Raw genomic sequence first — 14,904 nt, 5'->3', positions numbered from 1 at the left:
AGTTCACTCGCCGGAGAGTCGGCGGCGGTCCCGCTCCTCGGCCTGCGCCGCCGCGATTCTGCGCTGCTCCTCCGCCTCCAGCTGCAGCATCGTGCGGCTCCACACCACGCGGACCCAGTGGAAGGTCAGCACGATGACGGCGATGGCGCCCAGGATCAGACCGATCCCCGGCCCGGCGCCGTGATAGTTGTTGATACCCGGCGTCTGCCGATGCCAAATGGACAGCACGCCGAATACGCTCGCGATCGACGACCCCGCGACCGCGATCCAGGCCAGCACCCAGCGCCGGGTCATCAGCGCCAGCAGCGAGAAGCCGATCGCGAAAATCGTGGTGAACCAGACGAAGACCTTCGACGGCAGTCCGATGTGCTCGGCGTGCGCCGCATCGGTATTGAGCAGCACATCGAAGCCGCGGGCCGCACCCGCGTGCGGCAACACCAGCGAGACCAGCAGCACGAACACCGCGCCCGCCACCACCATGGCGCGCGCGCCGGGATCGATCTCACCGGCGATGCGGCGCTCGACATCGTCGATCTCCTGGCGGAAGCGCTCGAAGTCGTTGCTGTGCTCGACCGAGTTCACGGAGCCCTCGTTTCGTTCGGCTGGATCGTCATTGGCGGACTGACCCCCGTCCGCGGGGGCATCAGCCACTGTGCCATCCGCACTATCCGCCGCCGCATCCGACCCACTACGACCAGTAGTAGCACCGGCCGCCGGATCGGATTCCGGATCTGCCGCGCGATCGTCGGGTGTCGGATTCGTACCGTCGGCCATCGCGTCACCTCCTGTGTCGTGCGATTCCCGCACGGCGGCTCGACCATTTCCGCCTACCGGGCGGATCTCCCGGCCAGCGTAGTCCGCTCGGTCACCGATCCGATCGGCCGACCCGAAGTCGGTGGCACACAACGGAACCCGATCAGATGTCGCACCCCGTCGAGCAGCCCGCGGCGGCCGGTTCCGGGGCGGGCGCGCCGATGCGCGGCAGCCCGAGTCCGACACCGATCGGCGCGGTCTTCGGCGTGACACCGGCCTCGTGCGCGTCACCGGCCCTGGTGCGCCGATGCGTTTTGACGACCGAATCCGCGATCAGGTGATGCGGTGCGGCATCGGTGATGTCGACGGTGATCACATCGCCGGGCCGGATCGGCTCGGCGGTGCCGCCGGGCCGGAAGTGCACCAGCCTGCCGTCGCGCGCCCGGCCGCTCATCCGCGCGGTGGCCGCGTTCTTCTTGCCCGCGCCCTCGGCGACCAGAAGCTCCACCTCGCTGCCGATCAGCGCGCGATTGGCGTCGAGCGAGATCTCCTCCTGCAGCGCGATCAGCCGGTCGTACCGTTCCTGCACCACCTCTTTGGGCAGCTGGTCGGGCATTTCGGCGGCCGGGGTGCCGGGCCGCTTGGAGTACTGGAAGGTGTACGCGCTGGTGAACCGCGCCTGCCGGACCACATCCAGGGTCTCCTGGAAATCGGCCTCGGTCTCGCCCGGGAACCCGACGATGATGTCGGTGGTGATGGCCGCGTGCGGCATTGCGGCCCTTACCTTTTCGATGATGCCCAGATACCGCGACTTACGGTACGAGCGGCGCATCGCCTTGAGCACCCGATCGGATCCGGACTGCAGCGGCATATGTAGCTGCGGGCAGATGTTCGGCGTCTGCGCCATCGCCTCGATGACGTCGTCGGTGAATTCGGCCGGATGCGGCGAGGTGAACCGGACCCGCTCCAGCCCGTCGATATTCCCGCAGGCGCGCAACAGTTTCGCGAAGGCGCCGCGGTCGCGTTCCTCGGTGGGATCGGCGAAGGACACCCCGTAGGAGTTCACGTTCTGCCCGAGCAGCGTCACCTCGACGACGCCCTGGTCGACCAGCGCCTGCACCTCGGCGAGGATGTCACCGGGCCTGCGGTCTACCTCCTTGCCGCGCAGCGACGGCACGATGCAGAACGTGCAGGTGTTGTTGCAGCCCACCGAAATCGACACCCAGCCCGCGTACGCGGACTCCCGCTTGGCGGGCAGCGTCGACGGGAACGCCTCCAGCGATTCCAGGATCTCCACCTGCGCCTCGGCATTGTGCCGCGCACGTTCCAGCAGCACCGGCAGCGAGCCGATGTTGTGTGTGCCGAACACCACATCCACCCACGGCGCCTTGCGCACCACGGTGTCGCGATCCTTCTGCGCCAGACAGCCGCCGACCGCGATCTGCATACCGGGGCGCCCGGCCTTCACCGGCGCGAGGTGACCGAGAGTGCCGTACAACTTGTTGTCGGCGTTCTCGCGCACCGCACAGGTGTTGAAGACGACCAGGTCGGCCGTCGCGCCCGGCGCGGCCTTCACATAGCCCGCATCCTCGAGCAGGCCGGACAAGCGCTCGGAATCGTGCACGTTCATCTGGCAACCGAAGGTGCGGACCTCGTAACTGCGTACCTCCGCCACCGCGGTTCCGCTCGAATCCACCACCCGTACAGGGTACGGGGGAGCGTCGCGCGCCATTGCGCCGCATCGGCCGCCCGAGAGTGGGAAGATCGCGGCGTGCCGCCAAAACTTTGGGCTACGGGACGGCCCTCCGATGTGATCGATCGCTCCCGCGCGTCGGCCACGGCCCGCCGGGAACGTACATAAGCCCAGGTCCGGCCCGCATACAAACTAGTACGGCAGGTTACGGGCGTGTGACGTTCACCGCGTTCGGTGACGAATCAATGACGGATGTGATCGACTGGTGACGTCCTCCGTGATCCAGGTGTGTCGTCGAAACTCGGGCAAAACCGGTTTTACCCCTTAAGGTCTTGGACCATGACCGACGACGCCGCCGCGCCCGCCAAGACCGGGATCGCCACCACCGGGGACGCAAGCGCCGCCACGAGCGCGCCGATGATTTCGATGCGCAACGTGGACAAACACTTCGGCGACCTGCATGTACTGCGTGACATCAACCTCGAGGTCCCCAAGGGACAGGTGGTGATCGTCCTCGGCCCATCGGGTTCCGGGAAGTCGACGCTGTGCCGCACCATCAACCGACTCGAGCCGATCAATTCCGGTGAGATCACCGTCGACGGCGTTCCGCTGCCGGAGGAGGGCCGCGCCCTCGCCGCGCTGCGCGCCGACGTCGGCATGGTGTTCCAGTCGTTCAACCTCTTCGCGCACAAGACCATCGTCGAGAACGTCATGCTGGCGCCGATGAAGGTGCGCAAGACGAAGAAGGAGGACGCGCGCAAGCGGGCGATGGAACTGCTCGACCGCGTCGGCATCGCCAACCAGGCGGAGAAGTATCCGGCCCAGCTGTCCGGTGGTCAGCAGCAGCGTGTCGCCATCGCCCGCGCGCTGGCGATGAACCCGAAGGTGATGCTGTTCGACGAGCCCACCTCGGCGCTGGACCCGGAGATGGTCAACGAGGTGCTCGAGGTCATGGTCTCGCTGGCCAAGGAGGGTATGACCATGCTCGTGGTCACCCACGAGATGGGCTTCGCGCGCCGCGCGGGCAACCGGGTGCTCTTCATGGCCGACGGCCAGATCGTCGAGGACACCCACCCGGAAACCTTCTTCACCGCCCCGAAATCCGATCGTGCCAAGGACTTCCTCGGCAAGATATTGAGCCACTGAGCTCAGCTGTGTTACCGAGCTGTAGCTCGCCTTAATAATCCACGAGAGGGAGAGAAAACTCGATGAGGATCAACCGTGCGATTCGGCTGGGTATCGGGGTCACCGCCCTGGCTGTCGCAGCCGCCACCACCGCGGGCTGCGGCGGGAGCTCGAACAAATCCGCGCTCGACCACGCCAAGGACGGCAAACTCACCATCGGCATCAAGTTCGACCAGCCGGGCCTCGGCCTGCGCAACAAGGACGGCTCCTATAGCGGCTTCGACGTCGAGATCGCCAAATTGGTGGCGGGCAAGCTCGGCGTGAAGCCGGAGGGCATCACCTTCAAGGAGGCGCCGTCCCCGCAGCGCGAGACGCTCATCGAGAACGGCCAGGTCGACTACATCGTGGCCACCTACTCGATCAGCGACAGCCGCAAGCAGAAGGTCGACTTCGCGGGCCCGTACTACGTCGCGGGTCAGTCGCTGCTGGTCCGCAAGGACAACACCTCGATCAACGGCCCGGAGGATCTGAAGGGCAAGAAGGTCTGCTCGGTGAAGGGCTCCACCCCGGCCCAGAACATCGAGAAGAACTTCCCCGACACCCAGTTGCAGGCGCCGGACACGTACTCGCTGTGCCTCGAGGGTCTGAAGGCGGGTTCGTACGACGCGATCACCACCGATGACATCATCCTGGCCGGCTACGCCGCGCAGAGCGCCGGTTCTTACAAGGTCGTCGGCAAGCCGTTCACCACGGAGAACTACGGCATCGGCCTGAAGAAGGGCGATAAGGAGCTCCGGAACAAGGTCAACGACGCCATCGAGGCGATCATCGCGGACGGTTCGTGGAAGAAGGCGTTCGACGACACCGTCGGCGCCTCCGGCTACCAGGCGCCGACGCCGCCGAAGGTGGACCGCTACTGATCGACGGCATGCCGCCGCGGCGGTGCGCCGAGCGGGTGATCCGGGTCTGCCGGGTCGGATCACCCGCCACAGCCTTCATTGCTTTCCCGGCAGCTCGACTCGCGATCGGAGGGACGCGTCCGCCGTGTTCGACCTGATCTCCAGGTACCACAAGCAAATCCTGGATGCCTTCTGGGTGACCATTCAACTGACCGTGCTATCCGCGGTCGGTGCGCTGATACTCGGCACCATTGTCGCCGCGCTGCGTGTGTCGCCCGTACCTGTTGCCCGCTGGCTGGGCACGGCCTACGTGACCATCTTCCGCAACACCCCGCTGACGCTGATCATCGTGTTCATGTCGCTGGGTCTCTATGCGACGATGGGTTGGAAGCTCGGCGGAGATTCGTTGGCCACCAACAACTTCCGTTACGCCGTCGTCGGCTTCAGCATCTACACGGGCGCATTCGTCTGTGAGTCGCTGCGCGCGGGCATCAACACGGTGCCGATGGGCCAGTCCGAGGCGGGCCGCTCGCTCGGACTCTCGTTCTCGCAGAATCTCCGGCTCATCGTGCTGCCCCAGGCATTTCGCGCGGTCATCGCACCGCTGGGCAGCGTGTTGATCGCACTCACCAAGAACACCACCATCGCCTCCGCCATCGGCGTCGCCGAGGCCGCCTTCCTGATGGCGAAGATGAACGAGAACGAGGCGGCGCTGCTGGCCATCGGCGCCATCTTCGCGCTCGGCTTCATCATCCTGACCCTGCCGACCGGAATCCTGTTCGGCTGGCTCGCCAAACGATTCGAGGTGGCGCGATGAGCGGCGGCGCATCAGTTCTGTTCGATGCGCCGGGCCCCCGCGCGCGCGTCCGCAACCAGCTCTACTCCGTACTCGTCGTGCTCGTCCTCCTCGGCGTCGGCTGGGTGTTCTACCGCGGCTTCGCGGCGAAGGGCCAGTTCGACGCGGAGAAGTGGAAGCCGTTCCTCGAGGCCGACATCTGGACCACATACCTGCTGCCCGGCCTGAAGGGCACGATCGTCGCCGCGCTGCTGGCCATCGTGTTCGCGCTGGTGCTCGGCATGATCTTCGGTGTGCTGCGGTTGTCCGACCATCGGGCGGTGCGCTGGATCGCGGGCGCGATCGTCGAAGTGGCACGGGCGATTCCGGTGCTGATCCTGATGATCTTCCTGTTCGCCTCCTTCTCGAAGAACGCCACCTTCCAGCCGGAGGATCTGGCGCTCGCCGCGGTCGTCATCGCGCTGACCATCTACAACGGGTCGGTCATGGCCGAGATCGTGCGGGCGGGCATCCGGTCGCTGCCGAAGGGCCAGACCGAGGCGGCGGTCGCGCTCGGCCTGCGCAAGGGCCAGCTGATGCGACTTATCCTGCTGCCGCAGGCCATTACCTCGATGCTGCCCGCGCTGGTCTCGCAAATGGTTGTCGCGCTGAAGGATTCGGCCCTCGGCTACCAGATCACCTACACCGAGGTCGTCCGCTCCGGTCAGCAACTCGGTGCGGCCCAGCAGAATACGATTCCGTCGCTGATCGTCATCGCCATCATCATGATCGCCTTGAACAGCGCGCTGACCCTGGTGGCGACCAAACTGGAGAAGTGGTTGCGGGCCCGCCGCAGAACCCGCGGCGGCACGGTCATCGCGGCCGACTCCGTCCTCACCGACGCCGCCCCCGGCGTCGACCTCGCAGGGGCAAAGGCCTAGCCGCCGAACACGATTCGACCCCGGTTCGAACGACCCGGTTCCGTACCAGCTACGGAACCGGTTGCGTGACCTACGGATTCGCAGATATCCGGAGCACGCCGTCGTTCGAACCGGGGTCGATCTGTGTGTGTCGCGAGACGCTTCAGGTCAGCGCCGACTCACCAGACCCGCTCGACGGCCGCGCTTCCGGCCCATACCGAGGTGTCCAGGTCGTCCTCGGCGGGTGGCTGGGATGCGTTGGCGTCGACGAATATTCGCACCGATTGGACTCGGGGGTCGGTGGTCAGGTCGCGCATCGCGTGCGCCACCTTCGGCTCCTTGTCCTGTATCGCCGCCGCGTACGCCGCAAGCACGGCGGCGCAGTTGGGGACGCTGACCGCGAGCAACCGGTTCTCGGCGTCGACCTCCACGGTGACGCCGTCCACCACGCCTATCCCCCGGATCTGCGCCAACTCGTGTTGGGCGCGTTGTACTTTCAGCCCCAGCTCTTCGCGATCGGCTTGGTATTCCGGCATTTTCACCCCTCTGTTCCGTCAGCCACCGGAGATCGCCTGGAAGACCAGCAGTGGCCGGTCGTGATGCAGGTAGCCGCGCGCGTTACCGCCCCACTGCTTCGACCCGCCGAGCGCGATATCGAACTCGCGTCCTGTGAGATACGGCCCGTCCGGAACCGCTTGGCGCAACGCATCTTTCACCGCGGGCGCGGCCGGTTCGGCGGGCGCGTACCGGGCGCGCAACGCGGCGGCGGTCTCCGGCCGGAGCTCGACGACCGCATCGATCCAATACATCGACGGCCCCGGTGCCGCGCCGGACGCGTTGCTCCAGCCGAGCCAGGACGCCGCGACCGGATTCCCGATGAGCGGGAAATACTTTGTCAGCGGGTCGATGTCGTGCCGGATATCCTCTGACACCTGGCCGGTCCTTTCGTGCGGAGTTGGATTCGACGGTGCCCCGCAGCCGCCCGCGACCAATGCGGCGACCGCGAGGGCCAGCAGACCGGCGCGCGCGGTCAACGGCCGCCTCCGGTGCGCCTGCCCCGCCCGGGTTCGGAGGTGCTGTCCACCGTTGCCGTCGACGGCGGTTTGCCCACCTCCCACGACACGGTCTGGGTCATGCGGCCGTGGGTATCGAACGGTTTGGCCCAGCCGATCTCGGTGAAGCGCCCGTTCTCCGAATCGTTCGTCCCGGTCGCGACATCCGCCTTGCCCTTGTCGAAGTTGTAGTAGTCCTTGGCCTCGACCGTGACGTCCATGACGACCCGGTTGCCTTCCACCCGGACATTCGAATGGCTCCACTGCTGATATCCGCCGACCGCCTTCTGCCAGTCCTCGGTCGCCGGGTACGGCAGGTTCGGGTCGGCGCCGCCGACGGTGAGCGGCTTACCGGTCATCTTGAAATTCGTCTGCCCGGCTCGCACCATCTGATCCGCGGCGGCCGCGGCCTTTGAAACCTCGTAGTCGACCGCGTGATGGATGTTCGGATCGTCCTTGTACGCCTTGCTGTAGTCGAATTCCATCGGCTCACCGTTGTTGTCCCAGTAGTGCCGGTAGAGCCGGGTCGCGTCGTCGAGGTCCGGCCGAATCGCCTCGGCGCCGAGCAATTTCGTCTTCCACTCGGCAGCGGACGCGAGGTCGCCGATATCGGACTCCTTGGAGTTGTAGATGAACGTGTCGTCGTGCGGGATGCTCGGCTCCGCCGGATCACCGATGTGGTAGCGGCCGTCGGCCGATTTCAGCACCTCCACCGCCGCCAGCTTCGGCATCGGCCCGACCGGCGCCTTGGCCAGCGCCTGCAAACCTTCCGTGCCCTGCTTGATGGCTCCCGCGGCCGCGTGTTCGTCGTCGTCGAAGCTTTTCAGCAGATCCTGGATCCTGGACTGCAGATCCTGGGCCTGCGCATCGAGTCGCGCCTGCAGCAGCAGCCCGGAAAGACCGTTGCCGCCAGGGTATTTCGGTGCGGTGACTGTGCCGTCGTCGGCCACCCGCATGCCCGCGGCGGGCGCCTCGTTGTCCACGATGGTCATGATCGCGGTTCTGGTCAGATCCAGTTGGGTGCCGTACGCCTTGTAGTACGCCGCGATCCGGCTCGCGACGTCGTCGATGTAGGTGGCCGAAAGCCGTTCTCCCACAGCGCGAGCCGAGGCCGCCGCGGCACCGTCACCGCGCCAGCCCTTGGCCATCCCCTCGACGTCGCGGCGCATCTTGTCCACCGATCCGACGAAACTTTCGTTGGATGCGGCCAATTGCGTTCCGTAGGTGACCATCGTCGACGGGGTGCAGCCGCGGACATGGCCGATCGTTGCCGTCATTCGGCGCGCCGTCCGACCGGTCGTTGCGCGGCCAGCCGCTGGAACTCGTCGGCGAACGCGTGCTCGACATCCTGGTACGAGGTGGCGCCCGACGTCGCCACCCCGGCCATCTGCTGAATGTTGTTGCCCAGCGCGCCGAATGCGGCCAACGCGGCGGGGCCGACCGCCGCCGTCGCATCGCCGATCGGCGAATTCGGCATCGTCACCGTCGCATCCACCTTGATATCCGCGATATCGCTCGCATGCCCGGTCAGCGTGCCGCCCAGGTCGCGCAGCGCCGCCGCATCGACCTGCAGGATCTCACCCACAATCCCCCGCTTTCTCCGAAAGAGGTCCTCCACCAGCTCGTCAACATATCAATGTCCGGTTTGCCGGGGTAACCCCCGAATACATTGGGGAGCAATCCTTTCGAAGCGGCTTCGCGCTGGATACCTGCCGTCGATAGGCTGGGGTATGCGTGTGGGCGACGCTCCGCTCGGCGAATACACCGGATTCCATGAGCAACTGGACAACCCGGTGCGGCACCGTGAACTGCCGTCTGGAAAAGTGGTGCTGCTCTTCGGATTCGGCGATCCGGTCCGCATCGAGCACGCCCGATACAGCACCGGTGTGGTCGCGGCATTGCGGGAACGGACCGCCTGGACCGGCCATCACGGAACACAGCACGGTATCGCGGTCTGCCTCGACCCCCTGCGCGCGCATGCGGTATTCGGCATGCCGATGCATCTGCTCAGCAATCGCCTCGTCGATTCCACCGCGGTACTCGGTCCAGCGGGTCCCCGGCTCACCGAACAGTTGGCCGAAACACCCGATTGGGCAACGCGTTTCACCCTGCTCGATGCGGCGCTGGCGAGGCTCGCCGCCGCGGGGCCGGTGCCGGATCCCGCGATCGCCTGGGCCTGGCGACGGCTGAAATCCGTTCCCGGCACCCGTATTTCGCTACTGGCCGCCGAACTCGGATGGAGCACGAGAACACTCGAAAGAAAGTTCAACCACCAGATCGGCCTACCGCCGAAGACCGCGGCCCGGGTGCTCCGCTTCGACCGCGCCGTCCGCCTGCTCACCGCCCGCGCCGATATGGCCACGGTCGCCGCGGCGGCGGGCTACAGCGACCAATCCCATTTCGCCCGTGAGGTCCGCGCCTTCGCCGACTGCCCGCCGAGCCTGCTCGCCGCCGACCGCGCCCGGATCGCCGACATCGAAACCGGTTACGTCGACCGGTAACCGATGCCGGACCGGCCGTATGTCGCATTCGTTCAAGCCATCCGATGCCGCGGCCGGATACGTTGCGGCACATGCCAACCGAGATCCGGCCGCACTACCCCAGCGGCACCCCGCTCATCGCCGTCGACAATGCCGCCGCCGCGCTGGAGTTCTACCGCGCCGCCTTCGATGCCGAACTCCTGATCCGACTGGACGGTCCCGACGGCCGGATCATGCATTCGGCGATCCGCGTGTACGGCGCCCCCATCGTGGTGGTCGATGAAATGCCCGAGGTGGCGCTCCTCTCACCCGGCCACTACGGCGGCGCACCGTTCTCCATCACCCTGTCCTGCCCCGACGCCGATGCCGCCTACGCCAAAGCCGTTGCCGCAGGAGCCGCTTCCCGATTCCCGGTCCGCGCCGATTTCAGCGGCGGCCGCCACGGCCTGGTGGTCTGCCCCTTCGGACACCGCTGGCTGCTCACCACCCGAACCGAGGATCTCACCGTCACCGAAATCGAGGACCGCTTCCGCGCGGCGATCTCAGGTGGGTTTCGCGCCAACTGAGGGGGCACGACCCGGCGGCCGAGCACGGAGTTCGTCGACGACACGGCCGTGACATGCCGGAGAACCTGTGCGGTGACCGAGTTCGCTGTGGATACTTGATGGTTCAGCGAGCGGTGGGAGGGTCGGTGGCCACGAGTCGGCCTGGTCGATGGCCTTGGTGGCGACGCCGGACCGTCGATCGGCAACCCGACACATCCGTGCGCAGCGAATCCGACCGTGCGGCGGCTCGAACGTCGCAGATCCGCGGCGATATCGGTATGCGCCGCTCGTCCGCGCTCGTCGACGAACCGGTCGGGACGACCGTCGAGTTTCACAGCACCTTCGAGGTGCGCTGCGAGCCCTTCGGCAGGGGCGTCTCGATTCCGGTGAGCGGCAGCCACGCCATCAGGGTGCTGCTGGAGACATTGAGCGGAGAAGCCGTCGTACTGCGGCGCGGGCGCGCTGTGGTACTCACACGCCGTGATGCTCGGCCACCATTGGCGACCGCCAGCATCCTTTCGATGTTGCCGATGCGCCCGTTCATCGTCGACCTGGATCCGGCGGTTCCCCGGATCACCGCGCGGGATATCGATTTCCCCTTCGAGATCCGCCCGGACGATCCGGAAATCCTCGTATTCGAGCCGCACGCCACCGAATACGAGACCGACTGGCGCCTCGAACTGGATTGGACCTGCACCGGCCGCCGCGGCACCATCCGCATCCCGCACCGCGGCGCCTTCTGTCTCTATCCCCGCCGCCTCGATCTGCTCTTGGCGAAGTAGTCGACTGATTCCTGTTGGACCGCAACAGGATTGGTCGTCGATTACAGACGCCGATGCGCGGCCGGCGCTGGAGTGCGGATTGCCGCCGTACGTACCCATCGGCCCCATTGGACGCACGCAACTTTGCGCACGGGCAATTACGAGTCGGCGCCGGGCCGATGACACGAATCGGCCCAGCAGATTCAGTCCAGGTCGGATTCGGGTTCGGGCATATCGCAATCGATCTGGGCGAGTTCGGCCTTCACGATCGTGTATGCCAACGACTGGTTGAAGCCGCGGCGGGCGAGCATGCCGACGAGGCGGCGGATGGTTTTGTCGCGGTCGAGGTCGCGGGGCAGGGTGCGCAGTTTGCGGCGGACCAGTTCGGTGGCGCGGGCGGATTCGTCGTCGGTGGTGATGGCGGCGAGGGCCGCGGCGGCGTCGGCGGGGGTGACGCCCTTGATGCGGAGTTCGCGGGCCAGCGCCTGTTTACCCTTGCCGGAGAAGGTGTGTCGGGAATGCACCCACTGTTCGGCGAAGGCGGCGTCGTCGACGAGTCCGACCTCGGTCATCCGGTCGAGTGCCGCCTCGATCACCTCGGGTTGGAATCCCTTGGCGCTCAAGCGTTGTGCGAGTTCGGCGCGGCTGCGGGCGCGGACGGCGAGCAGGCGCAGGCACGCCTCCTTTGCCTGCTCGACCGTCCCGCCTCCGGATCCGGCCGCCACCGGATCCGCCCATCGACCGTCGGAAGGTTCGGAGTCGGCCGACTGGGAGTCAGGGTTGCGCGCCTCGTTTCGGCGACCTCGCCGGGAACCGGTCGAGCGCGCCCGCTGCGGATCGGATGCGCTCGACCGAATTCCCATGATGCCCGGTTCGGCCGAACCACCTTCGGCCGACCGGACTCGTTCCGGATCCCGCCCACCCGGCCGTTTCCCGAGGTTATCGAGACGGCCCGCGGTGGAAAGGATTTCATCTAGCCGACGTTGCATCCGCCCGATCTCGTCGGACCGCTCGGCGGCGGGACGCGGATCGGGGGAACGCCGACTGTGCATCGGGTCAGAAATCGGCGGGAACCTCGGCGGCGTCGGATGCGGTCACATCGGCGCCGATGCCGAGCTTCTCCTTGATCTTCTTCTCGATCTCGTCGCGGACGTCGGTGTTCTCCAGCAGGAACTTTCGGGCGTTCTCCTTGCCCTGACCCAGCTGGTCGCCCTCGTAGGTGTACCAGGAGCCGGACTTGCGGATGAAGCCCTGCTCGACACCCATATCGATGATCGAGCCCTCCTTGGAGATGCCCTGCCCGTACAGGATGTCGAACTCGGCCTGCTTGAACGGCGGCGACACCTTGTTCTTGACGACCTTGACCCGGGTGCGGTTGCCGACCGCGTCGCTGCCGTCCTTGAGGGTTTCGATGCGGCGCACGTCGAGGCGCACCGAGGCGTAGAACTTCAGTGCCTTACCACCGGTGGTGGTCTCCGGCGAACCGAACATCACGCCGATCTTCTCGCGCAGCTGGTTGATGAAGATGGCGGTGGTGCCGGAGTTGTTGAGCGCGCTGGTCATCTTGCGCAGCGCCTGGCTCATCAGGCGGGCCTGCAGACCGACGTGGCTGTCGCCCATCTCGCCCTCGATTTCGGCGCGCGGTACCAGCGCGGCCACCGAGTCGATGACGATGATGTCGATCGCGCCGGAGCGGACCAGCATATCGGCGATTTCCAGGGCCTGCTCACCGGTGTCGGGCTGGGAGACGAGCAGGGCGTCGGTATCGACGCCGAGCTTGCGGGCGTAATCGGGATCGAGCGCGTGCTCGGCGTCGATGAAGGCGGCGACACCGCCCGCGGCCTGCGCATTGGCCACCGCGTGCAGCGCGACGGTGGTCTTACCCGAGGATTCCGGGCCGTAGATCTCCACGATGCGGCCGCGCGGCAGGCCGCCGATGCCGAGCGCGACGTCCAGCGCGATGGAACCGGTCGGGATGACCGAGATGGGCTGGCGGGCCTCCTCGCCGAGTCGCATCACGGCGCCCTTGCCGAAGCTCTTCTCCACCTGCGCCAGTGCGAGTTCGAGCGCCTTGTCGCGGTCGTACGCCTGTGGTGCCATGTGCTGATCCCCTTTTCGACGGGTAAGTCTCTCGTTGTGGTTGGCGCTCACACTAGAGGGCGGCACCGACAAGTTCCGGCGACCAGCCTAGACGAACAGGTGTTCGAGTCAAGCGACGCGCCCGGCGACACGCAAACGAGTTCGCGACACCCGGCAATCGACGCGCTACCCGCCACGAAACCGCTCGGGTTCAACAAGATCGACTCGCTCAGTCGAGGGACTGGCCGGCCGCTCGCAGCTCAGCCAATGCCGCGAGGACATAGGGCGCCAGCGCGGCATCGTCATGGGCTTCCATCCACTGGGCGTAACCCCGTTTGAACGCGAGGATGCCCAGCTCACCCACGAGCTGCGCGGTGGGTTCCGGCACGCCTCGGGCGGTGAGTGCGTCGGCTGTCGCCGCCGCGAGACCGACGCTCTTGAGTGCGTCGCGCTCCTGGAGTTCGACATTGGCGGCGATCGCGGCCCGCAGACGGGGAGCGAGTTCGCGGTTCATCGGCCCCATCGCGCCCGCCGCGCGCTCCAGACCGGCCGCAACCGCTTCCAGGGGGGTGGCGCCGTCGGGCGCCGCGGCGATTCCCTCGGTCAGCAACCGACTCAGCGTCTGCTGCCCGGCCATCAACAGGTCGCGCTTGTCGGGGAAGTATCGGAAGAAGGTGCTCTTGGTGACCCCGGCGCGCTCGGCGATCTGCGTGACAGTCGTCGCGTCGTATCCCTGTTCGGTGAACAGGTCCACCGCAGCCAATACGAGCCGCTCACGTGCTCCAGGTTCCCACCGCGCCATGCGATCATCGTAAATGATGGGACTCTTGTCCTATCACTCTGCTAGTGTGATGAGACAAGAGTCCCATCACTTCCTAGGAGCGATATGCACGTCTTCATCACCGGCGGCTCCGGCCTGATCGGCTCGGCCGTCATCGCCGAACTGCTCGGCAACGGCCACACCGTCCTCGCGCTCGCCCGCACCGACTCGTCCGCGGCGGCACTGCGGACCGCGGGCGCCGAACCCGTCCGCGGCGACCTCGCCGATCTGCCCACCCTCCGCGCGGCCGCCGCCAAGGCCGACGGGGTGATCCACCTGGCCTTCCGTCACGAAGGCTTCAGCTCCCAGGACGCCGTCGCGGCGGCGATCGCCGAGGAGAGCGCCGCGCTGGCGGCCATCGGCGCGGAACTCGTCGGCAGCGACCGCCCGTTCGTCACGGTCTCGGGTACGCCGCCGGTGCCGGGTCGCGTCTCCACCGAGGCCGATCCACTGTCGACCGACGGACTTGTCGGGGGCCGCAGCCGCTCTGTCACGGCGGTGCTCGAGCTGGCCACGCAGGGCGTCCGGAGCGCGACGGTCCGCATGCCGCGCACCGTGCACAACGAGGGCAAAGGCGGATTCGCCGGCGTGCTGACCGACGCCGCGCGCCGCAACGGCGTGGCCGGTTATCCGGGCGACGGCACCCAGCGTTGGCCGGCCGTGCACGCACTCGACGCGGCCGTGCTCTTCCGGCTGGTCCTGGAAAAGGCGCAGGCCGGGACCGCGTGGCACGCTGTGGCCGACGAGGGTGACGCCGTACGGGATATCGCCGCGGTCATCGGTCGCAGGCTCGGGCTCCCCGTGGAATCCGTGCCGCAAGAGATGTTCGGCCCGCTCGGCACGATCTTCGCCACCGACCAGCCCTCCTCGAGCGCCCTTACCCGGGAGACCTTCGGCTGGCGTCCCGAGCATCCGAGCCTGCTCGACGACTTGGAGAACATCCAGCCCTGACGCGCATCTGCCGACGGACAGTCCTCGCCCGCGGTATGCGGCTCGCGAGCG

Annotated in this window: 18 protein-coding genes; 8 read left to right on the top strand and 10 right to left on the bottom strand. The window is 67.0% G+C overall.

Annotation, left to right across the window (positions count from 1 at the left end):
- Positions 1 to 3: 3 nt before the first annotated feature.
- Positions 4 to 582, bottom strand: coding sequence for a hypothetical protein (locus tag LGY53_RS11075; protein ID WP_225726566.1), 579 nt, complete (start codon positions 580 to 582; stop codon positions 4 to 6).
- Positions 583 to 916: 334 nt separating this feature from the next.
- The gene (gene miaB, locus LGY53_RS11070) at positions 917 to 2,485 is read right to left on the bottom strand and encodes a tRNA (N6-isopentenyl adenosine(37)-C2)-methylthiotransferase MiaB (RefSeq protein WP_225726565.1); all 1,569 of its coding nucleotides are present in this window, start codon (positions 2,483 to 2,485) and stop codon (positions 917 to 919) included.
- Between the two features lie 378 nt (positions 2,486 to 2,863).
- Here miaB and LGY53_RS11065 point away from each other — a divergent pair, with 378 nt between their 5' ends.
- From LGY53_RS11065 to LGY53_RS11050, 4 genes are all read left to right on the top strand, one after another.
- Complete coding sequence (locus tag LGY53_RS11065) at positions 2,864 to 3,592, top strand: amino acid ABC transporter ATP-binding protein (RefSeq protein ID WP_225726783.1); 729 nt, start codon at positions 2,864 to 2,866, stop codon at positions 3,590 to 3,592.
- 62 nt (positions 3,593 to 3,654) lie between these two features.
- The gene (locus LGY53_RS11060; RefSeq protein WP_225726564.1) at positions 3,655 to 4,491 is read left to right on the top strand and encodes a glutamate ABC transporter substrate-binding protein; all 837 of its coding nucleotides are present in this window, start codon (positions 3,655 to 3,657) and stop codon (positions 4,489 to 4,491) included.
- A 124-nt stretch (positions 4,492 to 4,615) separates the two neighbouring features.
- Positions 4,616 to 5,287: an amino acid ABC transporter permease gene (locus LGY53_RS11055; protein WP_167476361.1), complete on the top strand. Its 672-nt coding sequence runs from the start codon at positions 4,616 to 4,618 to the stop codon at positions 5,285 to 5,287.
- A complete protein-coding gene (locus LGY53_RS11050; protein ID WP_225726563.1) occupies positions 5,284 to 6,186 on the top strand; it encodes an amino acid ABC transporter permease in 903 nt (300 codons plus the stop codon). Before LGY53_RS11055 ends, LGY53_RS11050 begins: the two co-directional genes overlap by 4 nt.
- Before the next feature lie 158 nt (positions 6,187 to 6,344).
- Here the strand turns inward: LGY53_RS11050 and LGY53_RS11045 are convergent, their stop codons facing one another.
- From LGY53_RS11045 to LGY53_RS11030, 4 genes are read right to left on the bottom strand one after another with little or no spacing between them, the layout of a single operon-like run.
- Positions 6,345 to 6,701, bottom strand: a complete 357-nt coding sequence (locus LGY53_RS11045; RefSeq protein WP_225726562.1) for a hypothetical protein — start codon at positions 6,699 to 6,701, stop codon at positions 6,345 to 6,347.
- Positions 6,702 to 6,719: 18 nt separating this feature from the next.
- Positions 6,720 to 7,199 carry a hypothetical protein gene (locus LGY53_RS11040; protein WP_225726561.1) on the bottom strand — a complete coding sequence of 160 codons (480 nt, stop codon included), beginning with the start codon at positions 7,197 to 7,199 and terminating at the stop codon, positions 6,720 to 6,722.
- Complete coding sequence (locus LGY53_RS11035; protein ID WP_225726560.1) at positions 7,196 to 8,494, bottom strand: hypothetical protein; 1,299 nt, start codon at positions 8,492 to 8,494, stop codon at positions 7,196 to 7,198. Before LGY53_RS11035 ends, LGY53_RS11040 begins: the two co-directional genes overlap by 4 nt.
- Positions 8,491 to 8,802: a hypothetical protein gene (locus tag LGY53_RS11030; protein WP_225726559.1), complete on the bottom strand. Its 312-nt coding sequence runs from the start codon at positions 8,800 to 8,802 to the stop codon at positions 8,491 to 8,493. The genes LGY53_RS11035 and LGY53_RS11030 overlap by 4 nt, the downstream gene beginning before the upstream one ends.
- 151 nt (positions 8,803 to 8,953) lie before the next feature.
- On the opposite strand from LGY53_RS11030, the gene LGY53_RS11025 reads away from it, so the two are divergent.
- Positions 8,954 to 9,718, top strand: coding sequence for a helix-turn-helix domain-containing protein (locus tag LGY53_RS11025; RefSeq protein WP_225726558.1), 765 nt, complete (start codon positions 8,954 to 8,956; stop codon positions 9,716 to 9,718).
- 71 nt (positions 9,719 to 9,789) lie between these two features.
- Positions 9,790 to 10,263, top strand: a complete 474-nt coding sequence (locus tag LGY53_RS11020) for a VOC family protein (RefSeq protein WP_225726557.1) — start codon at positions 9,790 to 9,792, stop codon at positions 10,261 to 10,263.
- A 310-nt stretch (positions 10,264 to 10,573) separates the two neighbouring features.
- Here the strand turns inward: LGY53_RS11020 and LGY53_RS11015 are convergent, their stop codons facing one another.
- On the bottom strand, positions 10,574 to 10,717 hold the full coding sequence (locus tag LGY53_RS11015) for a hypothetical protein (RefSeq protein ID WP_225726556.1): 144 nt from the start codon (positions 10,715 to 10,717) through the stop codon (positions 10,574 to 10,576).
- Between the two features lie 46 nt (positions 10,718 to 10,763).
- Between LGY53_RS11015 and LGY53_RS11010 the strand changes: the two genes are divergently transcribed.
- The gene (locus LGY53_RS11010) at positions 10,764 to 11,024 is read left to right on the top strand and encodes a hypothetical protein (protein WP_225726555.1); all 261 of its coding nucleotides are present in this window, start codon (positions 10,764 to 10,766) and stop codon (positions 11,022 to 11,024) included.
- 182 nt (positions 11,025 to 11,206) lie between these two features.
- Here the strand turns inward: LGY53_RS11010 and recX are convergent, their stop codons facing one another.
- The 3 genes from recX to LGY53_RS10995 form a co-directional block, all read right to left on the bottom strand.
- Positions 11,207 to 11,728 carry a recombination regulator RecX gene (gene recX / locus LGY53_RS11005; RefSeq protein WP_225726554.1) on the bottom strand — a complete coding sequence of 174 codons (522 nt, stop codon included), beginning with the start codon at positions 11,726 to 11,728 and terminating at the stop codon, positions 11,207 to 11,209.
- Positions 11,729 to 12,059: 331 nt separating this feature from the next.
- Positions 12,060 to 13,103, bottom strand: coding sequence for a recombinase RecA (recA, locus tag LGY53_RS11000; RefSeq protein WP_167476367.1), 1,044 nt, complete (start codon positions 13,101 to 13,103; stop codon positions 12,060 to 12,062).
- A gap of 208 nt (positions 13,104 to 13,311) precedes the next feature.
- On the bottom strand, positions 13,312 to 13,884 hold the full coding sequence (locus tag LGY53_RS10995; protein WP_225726553.1) for a TetR/AcrR family transcriptional regulator: 573 nt from the start codon (positions 13,882 to 13,884) through the stop codon (positions 13,312 to 13,314).
- Positions 13,885 to 13,968: 84 nt separating this feature from the next.
- Here LGY53_RS10995 and LGY53_RS10990 point away from each other — a divergent pair, with 84 nt between their 5' ends.
- Entirely contained in the window at positions 13,969 to 14,853 is an 885-nt protein-coding gene (locus LGY53_RS10990; protein ID WP_225726552.1) for an SDR family oxidoreductase, read from the top strand.
- Positions 14,854 to 14,904: the final 51 nt, after the last annotated feature.

The sequence above is a fragment of the Nocardia sp. JCM 34519.1 genome, assembly GCF_020361265.1.
GTDB lineage: Bacteria > Actinomycetota > Actinomycetes > Mycobacteriales > Mycobacteriaceae > Nocardia > Nocardia arthritidis_A.
This window is presented reverse-complemented; position numbering and strand designations above follow the sequence as displayed.